Below are 17,326 nucleotides of genomic sequence, written 5' to 3'. Positions count from 1 at the left end.
AAATGTGTCCCAATGATTTGGGATCATAATATTAATTAAATGCTTAACGAGAGCATAACGATGCTTAAAAATACGCTTGTGTCGCTTGTAACACTTTGAGCATATCCACAGTTTCAGCAACGTCATGTACGCGAATGATATGAGCTCCCTTTTGGGCCGCTATCATAGCGCCAGCAAGGCTCCCAGCAAGACGCTCTGAGGTCGGTTTTGCTAAGAGGTTCCCTATCATGCTCTTACGAGATAATCCTATCAATACGGGTAAATCAAACTTGGCAAAACAATCGAGCTTTGCCAGTAATTCATAGTTATGTTCTAAGCTTTTACCAAAGCCAAATCCCGGATCGAGTATTAATAACTCTCGGGGGATCCCAGCTTGTAAGCAAGCGTCAATCCGCTCGGTTAAAAAGCCAGAAACTTCTTCAATAACATCATAATAAGTCGGCGAAGACTGCATGTTCTTCGGCTCGCCCTGCATATGCATTAGGCATATCGGGACGTGCAACTCTGCGGCAGCTTCGAGCGCACCAGGTTCCATCAAGGCACGCACATCATTAATCAGGTGTGCACCCGCAGCGACAGCTTGACGCATCACTTCAGCTTTACTGGTATCAACCGAAATCCACACATCATGGTGCGTCGCCACATATTTTACTAACGGGATCACCCGCGCAAGTTCATCGGCTAGGCTCACCTCGGCGGCGCCGGGCCTTGTCGACTCTCCACCAATGTCTATCATCCCTGCGCCTTGAGCCACCATGTCATCGGCATGCTGACAGGCAAGTTCATAGGAAGAATATTGACCACCGTCGGAAAAGGAATCGGGAGTGACATTCAAAATGCCCATCACTATGGGCGAAGATAACGCGAGGCGTTTAGTGCCAGCAATCAGTTCAAACACGCATTTACTCCAGTAATACGAACACTTACGATTTTACCTATAGGCATAACTTGCGTCATTAGTTTTAGCCTTCACTTTCTATCTGAGGTGACTGATGTCAGAGGCGAAATATCAGTAATGGCAAAGTGGATGAATGACAGCGCAGTCAAATTGCTAACAAGATAAAACAAGAAAACCCCTTTACGGGGTTTTCTTTTATCTCACAACAAATTACTTAGCAGGTGATTCATCAGGCTCTTTCAAGTCTGGTTCAGCAGACGCTGTAGTCACAGTATCTTCAGCTTTCTCAGCTGGTTCACCATGACCGCTGCCTTTGTCGTTAGAACCATGGTCATCCACTTGCCAATCGGCAGGTTGACGCACTTCACGACGCTTCATTAAATCGTCAATTTGAAGTGAATCAATGGTTTCATACTTCATTAGGGCTTCTTTCATCGAGTGCAGAATATCGAGGTTATCCGTCAATATCTGTCTCGCTCTCGCGTAGTTCTTGTCGATAAAGACTTTCACTTCCGCGTCGATGATAGTTGCAGTTTCATCGGACATGGCTTTGGCTTTACCCATGCTGCGGCCTAAGAACACTTCACCGTCTTCTTCGGCATACAGTAATGGACCTAGCTTGTCCGAGAAGCCCCACTGAGTCACCATGTTACGTGCAATAGAGGTCGCGTATTTGATGTCCTGTGATGCACCAGTCGACACTTTTTCAGTACCGTAGATAAGCTCTTCAGCTAAACGACCACCGTAGGCGACTGAAATTTGGCTTTCTAACTTACGACGGCTCTGGCTCACTGAGTCAGCTTCGGGTAAGAAGAAAGTGACACCCAGCGCACGGCCGCGAGGAATGATAGTGACCTTGTGCACAGGATCATGCTCTGGTACTAAACAACCCACAATCGCATGGCCTGCTTCATGGTAAGCAGTCATTTCTTTTTCGGCTTCTGACATCACCATAGAACGGCGCTCAGCACCCATCATGATTTTATCTTTTGCACGTTCAAATTCTTCCATGCCAACAACTCGGCGATTTCCACGAGCCGCAAACAGGGCTGCTTCGTTCACTAAGTTAGCTAAGTCAGCACCAGAGAAACCTGGGGTACCACGGGCAATTACACTCGCCTTCACATCTTCAGAAAGTGGTACTTTACGCATATGCACTTTCAAAATCTGCTCACGACCACGCACGTCTGGTAAGCCAACGACCACTTGACGGTCAAAACGACCTGGACGCAGCAGTGCAGAATCGAGTACGTCTGGACGGTTAGTTGCCGCGATAACGATAACGCCTTCATTACCTTCGAAGCCGTCCATCTCAACCAGCATTTGGTTCAGTGTTTGCTCACGTTCATCATGACCACCACCTAAACCCGCGCCGCGTTGACGACCGACCGCATCGATTTCATCGATAAAGATAATACAAGGTGCAGACTTTTTCGCTTGTTCGAACATGTCACGCACACGGGATGCACCAACACCAACGAACATTTCAACGAAATCAGAACCCGAGATAGTGAAGAAAGGTACTTTAGATTCACCCGCAATGGCTTTCGCCAGCAAGGTTTTACCTGTACCTGGAGGACCCACCATCAGCACGCCCGTTGGAATACGGCCGCCCAATTTTTGGAATTTAGTTGGGTCACGCAGATAATCAACTAACTCTTTCACTTCTTCTTTTGCTTCGTCACAACCAGCAACATCGGCAAACGTCGTTTTAATCTGATCTTCGCTCATCAGCTTGGCTTTGCTCTTACCAAAGGACATAGCGCCTTTGCCACCGCCGCCTTGCATCTGGCGCATGAAGAAAATCCATACCCCGATAAGCAATAACATAGGGAACCAAGAGATGAAGATTTGGGTTAGGAACCCAGATTCTTCGGCTTCTTGGCCCTTCATGGTGATGCCTTTACGATCAAGATCATTAATTAAATCTTGGTCATATAACGGCATGATAGTCGTGAACTTTTCACCCGTTCGCTTAGCACCTTCAATAGTACGTTGGTCGCTTTTAACTTCAACAGTTGCGACCTGCCCATCACGGACATTATCTAAGAAGGTAGAATAATCCATCTTCTGCGATGACGAAGAAGAGGGGGAGTAACCCTGAAACACTGACATCAGCACAACGGCGATGACAACCCAGAGTATTAGATTTTTTGCCATGTCACTCAAATTACTAGACCTCATTAAGTCTTGCGATTATTAACGCTAGGTTACTACAACTTGTACCCAGTCGCCACAAGATAGACTTCACGGGAACGCGCTCGTGAAGAGTCTGGTTTACGTGTTTTAACGACTTTAAACACTGCTTTTACCGCTTTCATGTATTCGTCAAAGCCCTCCCCCTGAAAGACTTTTACCGCAAAACAGCCATTAGGAGCCAATACTTGATGGCACATATCTAACGCCAACTCCACTAAATACATGGCACGGGGTTGATCAACACTATCTGAACCACTCATGTTGGGCGCCATATCAGACAACACAACGTCAACCTTAGCATCACCGACGCGAGTAAGTAATGCTTGAAGGACTTTATCTTCACGAAAATCCCCTTGCAAAAAATCTACCCCGACGATGGGATCCATAGGCAAAATGTCACAGGCGATGACTTTACCTCTATCTCCCGCTAATTTAACTGCCACTTGAGACCAACCTCCTGGAGCAGCACCGAGATCAACCACAGTCATGCCTGGGCGAATCAGTTGATCCTTTTGCTGGATCTCCTCAAGCTTAAACGCAGCGCGAGATCGCAAGCCCATTTTTTGGGCGAGTTTGACATAGTGATCATCAAAGTGTTCTAGCATCCAGCGATTAGAACTGGCCGTACGTTTTATACCTGACATTTAAAATCCGCAACAATTGAGAGTTACACAAAGGCTATATAAGGGTAGAATAGCCGTTTTTCAACAGTAACTCAGCAAAAGTTGGTAGAAATGAACTTAACAACCAAACAAAAACAGCATTTAAAAGGTCTAGCGCATCCGCTAAAGCCAGTGGTGCTGCTTGGTGCCAATGGATTGACTGAAGGTGTACTCGCTGAAATTGAAAGCGCACTCGCTTATCATGAATTGATTAAAGTGAAAGTAGCCTCTGCCGACAGAGAGCTAAAAAATGCCATCGTTGATGCCATAGTACGTGAAACTCAATCCGCAAAAGTGCAACTTATTGGTCATATTCTGGTGATTTATCGTCAATCACCAGAAATGAAGATTGCTTTGCCAAAGGCAAAGTAATTTTTCTTGATTTTTATTGTGTTAACAAAGAGGCCACTCAATTGAGTGGCCTCTTTGTTTTTACTAAAAATTAAAATAAAGCACTAAGGCGTATCAGAAATCACTTGTTCCTTATAATGCTCAGGCGTTAAACCTAACAACTCAGGCAATGAGGTTCCAACAGAAATCGATGAGAATGTGCCGGTTAAAATACCGATAAACATCGCAATCGAGAATCCTTCCAGCGGCCCACCGCCCATGATCCACAGCGCACCGACCGTCATTAAGGTTGTCCCTGACGTCACCATAGTACGGGAGAATGTCGCCACAATCGCTTGGTTATTAATTTCTTGAATCGCAAGCTTTGGCTTAGCAATCAATAATTCACGAATACGGTCGGCAATAATGATCGAGTCATTTAACGAATAGCCTAAAATCGCCAGCACAGCCGCCAGTACCGTTAAATTAAACTCCATCTGCGTCAGTGCAAAAAACGCCAGTACGAACACAACGTCGTGTACCAGCGCAAACAAAGCGCCCGATGCGAGTCGCCACTCGAAGCGATAACTTAAATAGCCTAAAATACACAGCATAGCGACTAACAGCGCTAACCCGCCCTGCTCCGCCAGTTCTTGACCAATCTGCGGCCCAACAACGCTGCTGTTAAGGACTTGCACTTCAGAGTTAAGTGGCGCTAATGCCTGCTGAATATCGACATTACTTTGCTCAGTATCAGCACTCTTTATATCACCATAGCGCAGTACCCAACGGCCCGGCTCACTGGCCGAGATCACAGAGACTTCCTGCTGATAGGCAGCGTTAAGCAAAGGTTGTAACTCACTGCTGGTGATTTTTCTATCGAGCTGAACTTCAGTCACCACACCACCGGTAAAGTCTAGTCCCCAGTTAAAACCCTTTACACCTATGATGGCTAATGACGTTATCATCAATAAAATTGAGATAGCACTGGAGACATAACGCCATTTTGTTAGATTGATATTTTTCATGGTTATACCCTCACATGACGACTAGCATCACGTCCGTAAACTAAGTTAATCAAGGCTCTTGAAGCAAAGATACCGGTAAACATGCTGGTCAACAGACCTAGACCTAAGGTCAAGGCGAAACCTTGAATTGGGCCATTACCGATGGAATACAGCACGACAGCCGTGATCATAGTGGTGAAGTTAGCGTCGAAAATGGTCGAAAACGCACTATCAAACCCTGTATCAATTGCCAGCGCAAAACTGCGACCTTCTTTTAACTTGTCTTTTATTCGCTCAAAAATCAGCACGTTGGTATCGACAGCCATACCCACGGTTAACACTAGGCCAGCAATACCGGGTAAGGTCAGCACAGCACCAGGGATAAGCGCCAGTAGGCCAAACAAGATCACCATGTTAGAGATCAGCGCGATATTCGCTACCCAACCGAGACGACGATACCAAAGCGCCATGAACAACAAGGTAATCCCCATACCTAGACCAAGCGCAGCAAAACCGTTTTCAATGTTTTCAGCACCTAACGTCGGGCCAATAGTGCGCTCTTCTACAATCGTCACTGGCGCCGTCATAGAGCCCGCTCTCAGTAACAGGGCTAATTGTTGCGCTTCTTGATAGGTGCCCGCACCAGTAATGCGGAAGCGGTCTCCAAGCTGGGATTGAATGGTCGCAACGCTGATAATCTCTTGAGTTTGCTTAGCCTTACCTTGTTCATCGCGACTGTATTCGCTGTAAGACGTAGCCATAGGTTTGCCAATATTGGTTCGGGAAAACTCAGACATTTTCTGCCCGCCGATACGGTCGAGGTTAATGTTTACCTCGGCCATACCCATCTCACCTAAACTCGCTCTGGCATCGACAATGTGATCGCCACCCAGCACAGGCGTGCGGCTCACATAAATAGGCTTACCCGACTTATCGTTAAGCACCATGGCATTCACAGAGCCTGACTCTTTCACCTCGAAAAAAGCCAGACTCGCTGTAGCACCAATGACGTTTTTCGCGGCTGCAGGATCTTGCACGCCAGGCAACTCAATCCGAATTCGATGATCGCCTTGGCGCTGTACTAAGGCTTCTGTTATGCCAAGTTCTTCAATACGACTGCGCATAACTTGCAAGTTTTGCTGCACAGTCAAATTACGCAGTTTAGTTTGTTCCTCTTGACTCAACTTAATCTGTAAACCCGCGCCATCGGTATTGGATAATTGCCAATTTGGATAGGACTGTTTCATCATCTGACGCACGGCGGCGCGGGCGTCATTATCGGGCAGCGTCAGGTTTAACTGGTTAGTTTGGTCCAAATAGACGCTGGCACCACGGATCTTCTGCTCACGGATGAATTGACGTAGCGAATCAACTAACGCCTCACCCTGAGTTTGATACACAGGGTCAACATCCACATCGAGTAGAAACTGCACACCACCACGTAAGTCGAGCCCTAGTTTAATCGGCTGAAAACCTAAGTTTTGCAACCAACTCGGCGCGGCACTGGCAAGGGATAAGGTCAACTCTTTTGGCTCTGTCACCATAGACGAAACCAAGGTTTTGACTAAGGTTTGTTGGTTATCCGCATCGAGGACAATTAAGGTTTCACCATTTTTTTGGTCGATGCGTTTTACCGTCACGCCTTCAGCTTGCAGCTTATCTCTAAGGGCTACGGGCGTAAGTGTTAACCCAGCCTTAGCGCCCACTTGCACCGCGGCATTCTCACCATAAAATGTCGGCAAGGCACTGAATAACATCACTATGATGGTGACGATAAGAACTATATATTTCCAAGCTGAATAGTGATTTAGCAGCCGTTTATTGGGTTTTCTTTCCATGGGATTAACTCGCTATTTATCACCTAACTTTTAAGTCAAAAGCTAAGCGAACATATTGATATCAGTCCGAAACCTATCATTGAGTACCAGCAAATTTAGCCAGTTAGACTCAAGTCATCACAGCGAATATAGCCTCGATAGAGATGGTTTCGGTGAGAACAAAAATGCAATGGCATGCAAGTTCAACGGGAGTGGACTCCTGTCGATAGCACACCTAAATAGGTGGGTTAAGCGGCTTGTTGGCTAAATCGATATTGAAGATTTGAGACTTTCCAACCCGAAATTCGGGCGGGGGAAGATACAGCTGAAAGCGTCCAATCTGACGTGATATCCAGATCGGTCGGTTCAACGACATTGGGTGTCGGTTCGACGGTGAAGTCTAACGCGAGTAGATATACCGGTTTCACCTCACGCACATCGTGCTGGGCAAGACTGATAAAGCGCGGCGAATTTATTGGGGCAAAATTTAACTCGTCCGAATGACTCACGTAATCTGAGCTTGGACAAGGTATTGGCTGGGATGCTGAGTCTGAATTGACACGATTGGCATCATGACTATGCAATGAGCCGCAACTTTCAACGGTTTGCGCATCAGAATGTGAATGCGATTGAGCAATAGCATCGGGCAAACTTTGAGATTCAGCGCTTGGCTCTGCATCGGGAGTTGAACTATCAGGACTCACAGTGTGCATCTGGGCCGTTTGTTTTAGAGCCGTTTGCTTCAGAGCTGTGTGTTTCTGAGCATAATGGCGAGCGGCATCACTGCGTTGTTCTGAGGTTTTTGGCGTATAGCTAGCCGAGTGCGCAATCAGCATGATCGCCACGCAAACTAACATCAATCCCGTACGCCAGTGTTTTACCAAAGCGTGCCCTCTTATTAAAACGAAAAATAACCCCATTCATGCTTAGCATTTGCTATTTTACGTTAGGGTCTAAAATAAAAATCGCGCTAAATCAAACAACACTGAGTAATTACTGGTTAAGCTTGCTGATGAAGCTAGATTTGCAGCTTAAGTAAAAGTGCAGCAAGAGGCAAATTAATCTTTATCCATCTTTCGAGTTCCCCTCTGAAACGCGGTCTCTATCCATAGCTAAATCTTAAATCCATAGCTACATCTTAAATTCACATGCAAAACTCAATCTCTAAACATGCATGCCAACTGGATTTACAGATGACAAAAAAACCGCCCTAGGGCGGTTTTAGAACGAGCACAAATCATACTCTCGGCAAGACTTAGCAGACTCTGTAGCTAAATCGATTCGCTGATTATAAATACTGTACTGAGATGATTTCGTAATCTGTCATGCCACCAGGTGTGGTAATCGACACTTCATCACCTTCATTTTTACCCACTAAGCCACGGGCTATCGGTGAGTTCACTGAAATCAGGTTTTCTTTAATATTCGCTTCATCATCGCCGACTATGCGATAAGTCACTTCAACGTCAGTATCGAGATTTAAAATAGTCACAGTGGCGCCAAAAATAATACGACCGTTGTTCACCATCTTAGTGACGTCGATAATTTGCGCGTTAGATAACTTACCTTCAATATCACGGATACGTGCTTCACAAATACCTTGGTCTTCACGAGCCGCATGGTATTCCGCGTTTTCTTTCAGGTCGCCTAGCTCTCTCGCAGAGGCAATCGCTTCAGTGATCTTAGGGCGACGGTCAAACTTGAGAATATCTAACTCTTTACGCAGCTGTTCTGCACCGACAACTGTCATAGGAACCTTAGTCATAACTTCTTTCGTCTCCTTTAAAACAAAAGCAACCCGTGCCAACGCTAAGGTCAACACAGTCAAATGAGGGTGGAATTGCGCTATTCTAATCGTTATGCGCCTTTGATGCATCAAGAACAATGCATTGACGCAGCTTACCCAACCTTAAGCAGAGTTACCAGCAATGAAATCTAAATCCGCGAGCCAGATAGAATCATAGTTACTGCATTGATTAATAGCCGTATAGATAAAGGGTTTTGAATACAAAAATGCCCACTCGCCGTTTAGGTTGTGGGCATTTAACGGTGAACGTTACGTCATTTATAACGCTAAATCATTTATAACGAGTCACTTATAACGCTTACTCACTTGAGCGGAAGAGTGAATCCTATTCAAGTCCAGCTTCAAACGTAAGGAAAATCTCACTGACGGTTTTATCGGCAAGGGATGTGTCTGCATTCGGACGCTCAATAGATGCATGTAAAAGATAACGTCCCGCCGCAGGCAAGGTCATGGCCACTTTACCGTCTTTATCTGAGGTTAAAGCGATTTCTTCAGGCTTGTTTCGGTATAGGCTGCCGTCTTTCATAATCGCAACACTCACACCTGCAACGGGTTTGCCGTCATAAACAAACTGCAGTGTTGCAGGTTCGTTTTCAACGATATCGGCAGGATGGGTCACTGGGACTAGTTCCAAGTACTCACCCTTAGGAGCCAAAACCTTATCCGTCGGCTTATTTCGGGTTACGTAGGTTTCCACCCGCGACACATTTAAAGAACCTTCTAATTCAGAGGCGCCCTTTGGCATGACAGCGGCGGTCGCTTTTTTATCTAAACGACTGCGGACAAAGCCTTCTTTGCCTTTCACTTTATAGCGGGAGAAATAACGCGGCGTGACTTCTTTCTCGAACTTATAGGTGCCATCTTGCATTAACTGCACATCAAATACCGATTTACGGCCGCCGGTATAACTTGAGCTTGGAGAGCTTGAGTCGCCATTAGGCAGTAACACACGTACGTCACTGGCGCTGAAAGGTTTATCCATCATAAACACTTGATTACTAGCAGACACATCTGAAGTGATCCACACGGCCTCTAGGCTTTCGGCCGAAACGTTAAAGTGGCTAGGTAAGATCCATCTGTCGTGGCTGCTTGCCAACGGGCTAATACAAAGTGTGCTAAGTAATGCAATAAGACGTAATTTCATGCCTTTTCCTTAAGTTTAACGAGTAATGTACGGGCAATATGTTCATTTGAAGGCTCAGCGAGCCATGCCGCTTAAGCGTATGTCGATAACGCCGGTTTCGGTGGTGGCGGGTAACTGCACAGAGAAGTCCCCCGTGGTTAAATCGATATTTTGTCGCACGAGATCGCGACCACCATGCTCACGCACCACTTCAATAAACACAGTATAACGAGCGGGCTCAAGTGCTTTACCCGCCTCATCTTTTAAATCCCAATCGATTTTGTAATGACCCGCAGGGCGTGTGGCAGATGCAATTCCATCAACAAAACTCATATCGTCACGACCTGCTTTACGCCACCAACGGCGGATGTCTTTAAGCCATTTATGGCCTTCATCCCAAACCCAAAGGCTTAAGGTTTTTACCGGTTGTCCTTGGGCATCCTCAACCCATACCGCCACATAAGGTCTGTGATATTGGCCTTCGGTAATTTCCGGCAAGGTTAAATCGACTGTCATTTGTGGCACAGCAAACGCAGCTGAACTCACAAACAAAGCACTCACCGCAACAGTACGAATAAGATGACGCATACTCGGTCTACACTCCTTAGGGAACGAAATAAACATACACAAGTCCGCAACTACCGCTGACAAGTACCATGTATAACAATGACTTTTTGAGACGCTTGGTTTGAGGCAATAATAAGTAAGCCCCAGTAAGCGAAAATAAAATAATCAGTATGGCGCTAAGGTCGAGTATCCAAGCCCAAGCAATGCCTGTGTTGCGGCCCTTATGCAAATCATTCACTACGGCTACGACACCATAATCTAAGGTTTCGACATAGGCTTGGCCGTCGAGTAAGTCCAACGTCAGGCTTAGGTAAGTGCCGGGCCCTTTGCTGACTAAGCTAATTTCGTCTTCATCTATATCGGCAGTAGCCATATCCATAGCCCATTCACTTTTCAGCCAATGGCCCGTTGCCAAACGCCACTGCGCATCTTGAGTATCGACGGGTAATAAATAGGCAGGAATGGGCACTTGCTCCCGTTTAGGTTCCTGATCTGTTTGAGAAAACCAATTTGGGTGATTTAACGTTATGCCTGTCACCGCAAAAAACAGCATCAGCAGCAACAAGGCCATAGATACATATACATGGATAATTCGAGCAAAGGACAAAGACGACTTACTGACTCTTAATTTCAATGGTGCACTCTCAAAAGCAACCCGAAGAGAAATGCCTCCAGAATCGGCTTTCCCTATGCAGCCTAAGACTGAAATGAGCTGCATTAAACTAATTTAATGTGCGAGATTAAATGAGATCGATTATCAAATAGAACAAAGTTTACAAACTTTACATATTCAATACTGAAAAAGAAGCTGAAATATAGGATTGAAGAATAAGACTGAAAAATAAACCGCTTACAGGCAAATCTGCATTTAACACTCAAAAGCCATTATCTTTGATTAAATTAGCAGCAAGTTATTTACGGTATCATCTGTAAATATTCATTAGATTCATAGAGATAAAATCCAACATTCACGCTAACTTTTTGGCATAAAATTTACTTTACGCCCCCACTCGTTTACCTCATGCCAATCGGCTACAATCCGCCGCCGGCGACTTGCTGGTACTCCCAAGGAAATATTATCTTGAGTAAATCTCTGCTCAAAAAAATGCGCTGCCTGCATATTCTGTGGCTCGCGTTAATGCTCAACGCCTGTGTTGCTCCACTCTTATTAATGTCACCCCAAGGTCAACTAATGTGGGCCTTGCTCAAGCCCCTTGTCGGTTTAGATCCAAATGATGTCGGCTTATTCGAACAGCCACTCATTAAGAACCGTATGCAGGAATTGCTGGGTAAAAATTACGATACCACTCTATCGCTGCTCAAAACGGCCGATAAGATCCAGCAGGAAGGTCCACTTATTTATTTAGTGTCAACTTATACTCCTGTACCTGAAATGGCAGAAAAAGCCGGTCTGGTTTGGAACTCTGACACCAACCAAATGGCAGTCATGCTAATGAAAGGCGGCGCGCCCTCAGTGTTCTCTGAGCAATTTAGTAATCAAGCGCAAAAGCTGGTCCCAAGTTGGCCGAAGGAATTAGCCGACTATACCGATCCGCAGAAGTTACAACAAAAAGCCTTAGAAGCGGGCGCAAATCAAGTGCAGCAGCAGTTACCTAATCCCATTAAAGCAGTCGCCACCGGTGAGGTTAACGCGGCTCAAAGTGCCATCATTGAGAATACAGTATTACCGACTGCAATTACTGAAACGGCAGTAAAAATGGTCACACCTGCAATTCCAGCGGTTCCAGCAGAAATAAAATCGCTGCCTGTCGTGCCAGAAGTCAAAAAGCAATAACACAGATCACCACAGTGCCTAATCAACTGGCACTGTGGTATTCACTGTCGTCTTATAAAGTGCCAATTCCCCAGTTCGACATTCTGATCCAAGCCCAGCTTCTTATGCCTGCTATTATGCTAGTGCTTATGTTGGCTCTTATACTCACTCAAAGATTAGTTGTGCTTGCTAACTCTAAGCTTCACTCCACTCTCTGAATCCCAGAACTAAACAGATAAGGCTTATTCAGCTTGCTGACGACTTAAAATCCAATACATCATTATTGAGTTACCCAACCTATAAACGGCTTGATAAAAACAAACGACAGAAATTCAAGCCAGCTATAGCAAGGACATTGATAGAAAAGGGAAATGCTAAACGAAGAAAGCGAAAGAAACCAAACTGCGAATAATGCGAAAGCAGATAGAGAGTGAAAACGATTAGTAAGGATATAGTGAAAAACCAGAAAGCAAAAAGCCTGTCCGAAGACAGGCTTTTTAACTTTTGGCTGGGGTACAAGGATTCGAACCTTGGAATGCCGAGATCAAAACCCGGTGCCTTACCACTTGGCGATACCCCAATAAACTGTGTTTAATCTTCTTTCTGAAGATTGCATTTTGATGGTACGGGAAGAGAGACTTGAACTCTCACACCTCGCGGCACCAGAACCTAAATCTGGCGTGTCTACCAATTTCACCATTCCCGCATCAAAATGTACCAAAATTGTTTGTTCAACAGCTTTGGATTTTTCTCTGATAAATCACTTTAACAGAGTTAAATATGGTAGCAATGGCGGGACTTGAACCTGCGACCCCAGCATTATGAGTGCTGTGCTCTAACCAGCTGAGCTACATTGCCATGGCTGGGGTACAAGGATTCGAACCTTGGAATGCCGAGATCAAAACCCGGTGCCTTACCACTTGGCGATACCCCAATCAACTTGGAAACTGAGAAAAAATGGCTGGGGTACAAGGATTCGAACCTTGGAATGCCGAGATCAAAACCCGGTGCCTTACCACTTGGCGATACCCCAACTAACTCTGTTTCAAACATCCGCTATCGCCGATGTTTCTAAAAATGGTACGGGAAGAGAGACTTGAACTCTCACACCTTGCGGCACCAGAACCTAAATCTGGCGTGTCTACCAATTTCACCATTCCCGCACAGCTTCGTGTTTACATCTTGAAGAGATGCTAGCAATCAATGCTAGAGTAAAATCGCCGTCTATTTTATATAAGAATATGCTTCTTAAATAAAATGGTAGCAATGGCGGGACTTGAACCTGCGACCCCAGCATTATGAGTGCTGTGCTCTAACCAGCTGAGCTACATTGCCACTTCGATATTACGCGCCCCTCTCAGCGAGGAACGGGGCGTATTATGCTTATTCGAGGTATCGAGGTCAACAGCTTTTTTTCGCTATTTCCCTTAGGTTAAGCTGTTCGGCTATTACTTCACCAAACTGAGCAACAGATGTGCTAAATAACACACTGTTACTCGTACTTAGCTTAATTTATCAAGGTTTAGGGCTTGTCTAATCCTAGTTATACGTTAAACAAGAAATGCATCACATCGCCATCTTTAACGATATAGGTTTTGCCTTCCACACGTAACTTACCGGCTTCTTTCGCGCCCGCTTCACCTTTGTGAGCGATAAAGTCATCAAATGCCATCACTTGAGCACGGATAAAACCACGTTCAAAATCGGTGTGAATCACGCCTGCCGCTTGCGGGGCACTCGCACCGACTGGCACAGTCCAAGCACGCACTTCTTTCACGCCTGCGGTGAAATAGGTTTGCAAATTCAGTAATTGATAACCAGCACGGATAACGCGATCTAAACCAGGCTCTTCGATACCCAGATCAGCCATAAACTCATCGCGATCTGAGATGTCCATTTCAGCTAATTCAGATTCAATCGCGGCGCACACAGCAACAACGATAGCGTTTTCTGTCGCTGCAATAGCGCGAACAGCGTCTAAGTGTGGGTTATTCTCAAAACCATCTTCCGCCACGTTAGCAATATACATGGTCGGCTTTAAGGTTAAGAAGTTAAGGTAAGCAACGGCTTCCAGTTCTTCTTTAGATAATTCCATTGAACGCAGCATTTTCGCTTCGTCTAAAATTGGACGCATTTTTTCTAATACTTCCACTTCAAACTTAGCGTCTTTATCACCGCCTTTAGCACGTTTTTGCTGGCGTTGAACCGCGCGCTCTAAGCTGTCTAAGTCAGCTAAGGCTAATTCAGTGTTAATCACTTCGATATCGCCAGCGGGATCAACCTTGTTAGCAACGTGAACAATATTGTCATCATCGAAACAGCGTACTACGTGACCAATGGCATCGGTTTCACGGATGTTAGCAAGGAACTTGTTACCTAAACCTTCGCCTTTAGATGCACCAGCCACAAGACCCGCGATATCCACGAATTCCATAGTGGTCGGTAATATACGTTGTGGATTCACAATCGCAGCTAACGCATCCAGACGTGGATCCGGCACAGGTACAACACCCGTGTTAGGTTCAATGGTACAAAACGGGAAGTTAGCCGCTTCGATGCCAGCCTTAGTTAACGCATTAAAAAGCGTTGATTTACCAACGTTAGGAAGACCAACAATGCCGCATTTAAAACCCATATGCTTACCTTTCTCTCGATTATTGGCTAACGAGTCACACTCATCAGCGAGGTTTAGTCGTCCTGCCCTATGGCAGCACATTACTGAATAATTAAATCACTTTATACTTGGGTCTCGCCAAAGCAAAACCTACTCCGCTTTAAAGGAGTGTAATCTGTTCATGGCTTTCACCATGTCTTGCTTAAACAAAATCTCGGTACAACGCACAGCTTCATCTATCGCCGCATCGATAAGCTCTTGCTCTTTGGCAGGTGCTTTGCCTAGTACGTAACCACTGACTTGGTTTTTATCGCCGGGATGACCGATACCTAAGCGTAAACGGTAGAAATTTTTATCGTTAGCCAGTTTAGCAATAATATCTTTCAAACCATTGTGGCCGCCATGACCGCCACCGAGCTTGAACTTAGCCACACCGGGCGGCAGATCGAGTTCATCGTGAGCAACCAGAATCTCTTCCGGCGTGATACGAAAAAAATTTGCCAAAGCACCCACCGCTTTACCGCTTAAATTCATATAAGTGGTTGGGATCAATAAGCGGACATCTTTACCGTGTAATACGGCTCTGGCGGTAAAACCAAAATACTTACTGTCGGCGACTAAAGTCACACCGCAAATTCGTGCCAGCTCTAGAACGTACCAAGCCCCCGCGTTATGGCGAGTGTGTGCATATTCAGCACCTGGATTAGCCAGACCAACTATTAATTTTATTTCGCTCATGACACTCAATATCGTTATTTCGTCGATGGCAGCCGCGCAAAGTGCCGACTGAACTGACCATACCAGCTAAAAACGCGGCATTTTAGCACTCAAACCCCAAGTCAACAAATGCCACGTCATCGCACAGGAGCAGAACACAAGGTCAGAACACAGAACAACTCAGGATTAATTAAGCCCCATTGCATATTTTAGGACGGTCTTTTTGATCGGAGAATTGATGTTTGCCAACTTTAACGCGCCATTACGCAGCAGCTTAAGCGGCAAGATATCGTTGCTAAAACCGGCGTAAAACACATCCATCGCCGTCATCATCAGCTGGTTATCGCGATAACGTTTGTGCTGATATTGGGCCAGCACTTCATTCGACCACCAGGTATTATCTTGGGTTAATGCATCCTTGATGACCGCCAAAAATGCTTCGACATCCTTAAACCCAAGGTTCACCCCTTGACCGGCGAGCGGATTGATAGTGTGGGCGGCATCTCCTAAAATCACCACGTTCTGACTATAGTAGCGCTGGGCATGGCGACGAGTGAGGCCAAAACTGCCTTTATTCTCAACGGTGAAATCGGCATCTAAGCGCGCAGGGAAATGCAAACGTATCTGTTCGGCCAACTGTTTGTTGTTAAGCTGCATTAACTGTTTTATTCGATTGGCATCGTCGTACCACACCAGCGAAGCGTTATTACCGGGCAGAGGTAATAAGGAACGCGGTCCTTTAGGCGTAAACTGTTGCCAAGTGACATCTTGCTGGCCCTGTGCGGTGTTGATATTGATCAACATCGCCGATTGAGCATAATCCCACCCTGAAATACCAATCCCCGCCCATTGGCGTACCTGCGAGTGCGCACCATCGGCACCGACCAATAACTTAGCGTTAAGTTTACGATTCGATTGTAAGTGCACACTTACACCGTCGCTATCGCGGGAAAATGCCGCCACTTTATCGGGACAATATAAAGTGATGCCGGCCAATTGCGCCATCTGTTGCCACAGGGCAAGTTGGATTAATCGGTTTTCAACTATATGACCTAAATGACTGGCGCCAATTTGTGAACTGTGGAATTGAGTGATACAGCCATCGAGCTCCCAGGTTTCTAAACCAAGGTAAGGCACATTGCGCATTTTCAGCAGTGAGTCCAAGGCGCCAAGACGCTCAAGCAAACTTTCAGAAGCCACACTGATGGCCGAGACTCGAACATCTAACGGCTGCTCGGCTTGATAAGCCTCTGGCGCAAATGATTCAATCACCGCCACTTGCAAGCCCTGCTGGGCTAATCCAATTGCCGTCGCCGCACCGACCATACCGCCGCCGACGAGAATAATATCGAACTCAGCGTCTTCAACATGAATGCCTTTAACATGAGTGACGTCTGAATGAGTCACATCAACATAAGTGACGTCTGAATGAGTTGTATCGGATGTCATCGGTGCACTTGTTTCATCAATTTGGCTCATCTTACTTACCACCTTAGTTACCACCTTTATTGCCATGTTTATTGCCATGTTTATTGCTGCCCAAGCGACGTCTTTACACTATCTATGCGCCAGCTATTTTACCCAGACAGCATTGACCAAACCTATGCAGGAAAAAGCCACTCACTTTGTATCAAAAGTATGTCTCTTAGCACTCAAACGTGAGCAAATGTTGCTATCACCCCACCTGCTCACAGTTGCTTACAAAGACAAGACTTACCCGTTTCAACACTGACTAAACTCAAGTGGCACGGGCATCATAGCCAAAATCACTTAATCGCGATTTTGTGATTTGGCTGGCGTTATCCGTGCTG

At 45.7% G+C, this 17,326-nt stretch carries 15 protein-coding genes and 7 tRNA genes; 2 read left to right on the top strand and 20 right to left on the bottom strand.

Annotation, left to right across the window (positions count from 1 at the left end):
* Positions 1-64 precede the first annotated feature (64 nt).
* The 3 genes from folP to rlmE form a co-directional block, all read right to left on the bottom strand.
* The gene (folP, locus tag Q4Q46_RS15395; protein ID WP_311906391.1) at positions 65-898 is read right to left on the bottom strand and encodes a dihydropteroate synthase; all 834 of its coding nucleotides are present in this window, start codon (positions 896-898) and stop codon (positions 65-67) included.
* A 210-nt stretch (positions 899-1,108) separates the two neighbouring features.
* Positions 1,109-3,082 carry an ATP-dependent zinc metalloprotease FtsH gene (gene ftsH / locus Q4Q46_RS15390; protein ID WP_011847519.1) on the bottom strand — a complete coding sequence of 658 codons (1,974 nt, stop codon included), beginning with the start codon at positions 3,080-3,082 and terminating at the stop codon, positions 1,109-1,111.
* Positions 3,083-3,111: 29 nt separating this feature from the next.
* Complete coding sequence (rlmE, locus tag Q4Q46_RS15385; RefSeq protein WP_006082724.1) at positions 3,112-3,741, bottom strand: 23S rRNA (uridine(2552)-2'-O)-methyltransferase RlmE; 630 nt, start codon at positions 3,739-3,741, stop codon at positions 3,112-3,114.
* Between the two features lie 90 nt (positions 3,742-3,831).
* Here rlmE and yhbY point away from each other — a divergent pair, with 90 nt between their 5' ends.
* On the top strand, positions 3,832-4,131 hold the full coding sequence (gene yhbY, locus Q4Q46_RS15380; RefSeq protein WP_006082725.1) for a ribosome assembly RNA-binding protein YhbY: 300 nt from the start codon (positions 3,832-3,834) through the stop codon (positions 4,129-4,131).
* 83 nt (positions 4,132-4,214) lie between these two features.
* On the opposite strand, the gene secF is transcribed toward yhbY, so the two are convergent.
* From secF to Q4Q46_RS15345, 7 genes are all read right to left on the bottom strand, one after another.
* Entirely contained in the window at positions 4,215-5,117 is a 903-nt protein-coding gene (gene secF, locus Q4Q46_RS15375; protein ID WP_006082726.1) for a protein translocase subunit SecF, read from the bottom strand.
* Between the two features lie 2 nt (positions 5,118-5,119).
* Positions 5,120-6,934 (bottom strand): protein translocase subunit SecD, encoded by a 1,815-nt coding sequence (gene secD / locus Q4Q46_RS15370; protein WP_311906390.1) that lies wholly within the window; start codon positions 6,932-6,934, stop codon positions 5,120-5,122.
* 227 nt (positions 6,935-7,161) lie between these two features.
* On the bottom strand, positions 7,162-7,770 hold the full coding sequence (locus Q4Q46_RS15365; protein WP_311906411.1) for a hypothetical protein: 609 nt from the start codon (positions 7,768-7,770) through the stop codon (positions 7,162-7,164).
* A gap of 431 nt (positions 7,771-8,201) precedes the next feature.
* A complete protein-coding gene (gene greA, locus Q4Q46_RS15360) occupies positions 8,202-8,678 on the bottom strand; it encodes a transcription elongation factor GreA (RefSeq protein WP_006082729.1) in 477 nt (158 codons plus the stop codon).
* A 367-nt stretch (positions 8,679-9,045) separates the two neighbouring features.
* On the bottom strand, positions 9,046-9,864 hold the full coding sequence (locus Q4Q46_RS15355) for a DUF4198 domain-containing protein (protein ID WP_261272694.1): 819 nt from the start codon (positions 9,862-9,864) through the stop codon (positions 9,046-9,048).
* Between the two features lie 54 nt (positions 9,865-9,918).
* Entirely contained in the window at positions 9,919-10,431 is a 513-nt protein-coding gene (locus tag Q4Q46_RS15350) for a DUF2271 domain-containing protein (protein WP_261272695.1), read from the bottom strand.
* A gap of 16 nt (positions 10,432-10,447) precedes the next feature.
* Entirely contained in the window at positions 10,448-11,044 is a 597-nt protein-coding gene (locus Q4Q46_RS15345) for a PepSY-associated TM helix domain-containing protein (protein WP_261272696.1), read from the bottom strand.
* A gap of 471 nt (positions 11,045-11,515) precedes the next feature.
* On the opposite strand from Q4Q46_RS15345, the gene Q4Q46_RS15340 reads away from it, so the two are divergent.
* Positions 11,516-12,205: an Ivy family c-type lysozyme inhibitor gene (locus Q4Q46_RS15340; RefSeq protein WP_261272742.1), complete on the top strand. Its 690-nt coding sequence runs from the start codon at positions 11,516-11,518 to the stop codon at positions 12,203-12,205.
* A gap of 484 nt (positions 12,206-12,689) precedes the next feature.
* On the opposite strand, the gene Q4Q46_RS15335 is transcribed toward Q4Q46_RS15340, so the two are convergent.
* From Q4Q46_RS15335 to Q4Q46_RS15290, 10 genes are all read right to left on the bottom strand, one after another.
* Positions 12,690-12,764: transfer RNA gene (locus Q4Q46_RS15335), tRNA-Gln, on the bottom strand.
* A gap of 41 nt (positions 12,765-12,805) precedes the next feature.
* Positions 12,806-12,890, bottom strand: a tRNA-Leu gene (locus tag Q4Q46_RS15330).
* A gap of 75 nt (positions 12,891-12,965) precedes the next feature.
* Positions 12,966-13,042 (bottom strand) — tRNA-Met (locus tag Q4Q46_RS15325).
* 1 nt (position 13,043) lies between these two features.
* A tRNA-Gln gene (locus Q4Q46_RS15320) sits at positions 13,044-13,118 on the bottom strand.
* Between the two features lie 24 nt (positions 13,119-13,142).
* A tRNA-Gln gene (locus tag Q4Q46_RS15315) sits at positions 13,143-13,217 on the bottom strand.
* Positions 13,218-13,262: 45 nt separating this feature from the next.
* A tRNA-Leu gene (locus Q4Q46_RS15310) sits at positions 13,263-13,347 on the bottom strand.
* 95 nt (positions 13,348-13,442) lie between these two features.
* Positions 13,443-13,519 (bottom strand) — tRNA-Met (locus Q4Q46_RS15305).
* A 208-nt stretch (positions 13,520-13,727) separates the two neighbouring features.
* On the bottom strand, positions 13,728-14,819 hold the full coding sequence (gene ychF, locus Q4Q46_RS15300) for a redox-regulated ATPase YchF (RefSeq protein ID WP_106651360.1): 1,092 nt from the start codon (positions 14,817-14,819) through the stop codon (positions 13,728-13,730).
* Positions 14,820-14,948: 129 nt separating this feature from the next.
* On the bottom strand, positions 14,949-15,536 hold the full coding sequence (pth, locus tag Q4Q46_RS15295; protein ID WP_311906389.1) for an aminoacyl-tRNA hydrolase: 588 nt from the start codon (positions 15,534-15,536) through the stop codon (positions 14,949-14,951).
* Positions 15,537-15,701: 165 nt separating this feature from the next.
* Positions 15,702-16,994 (bottom strand): FAD-dependent monooxygenase, encoded by a 1,293-nt coding sequence (locus tag Q4Q46_RS15290; protein ID WP_311906388.1) that lies wholly within the window; start codon positions 16,992-16,994, stop codon positions 15,702-15,704.
* Positions 16,995-17,326: the final 332 nt, after the last annotated feature.

The organism is Shewanella vaxholmensis (assembly GCF_031932135.1).
Taxonomy (GTDB): domain Bacteria; phylum Pseudomonadota; class Gammaproteobacteria; order Enterobacterales; family Shewanellaceae; genus Shewanella; species Shewanella hafniensis.
The sequence above is the reverse complement of the archived record's forward strand: the minus strand, read 5'-3'. Positions and strand labels throughout refer to the sequence as shown.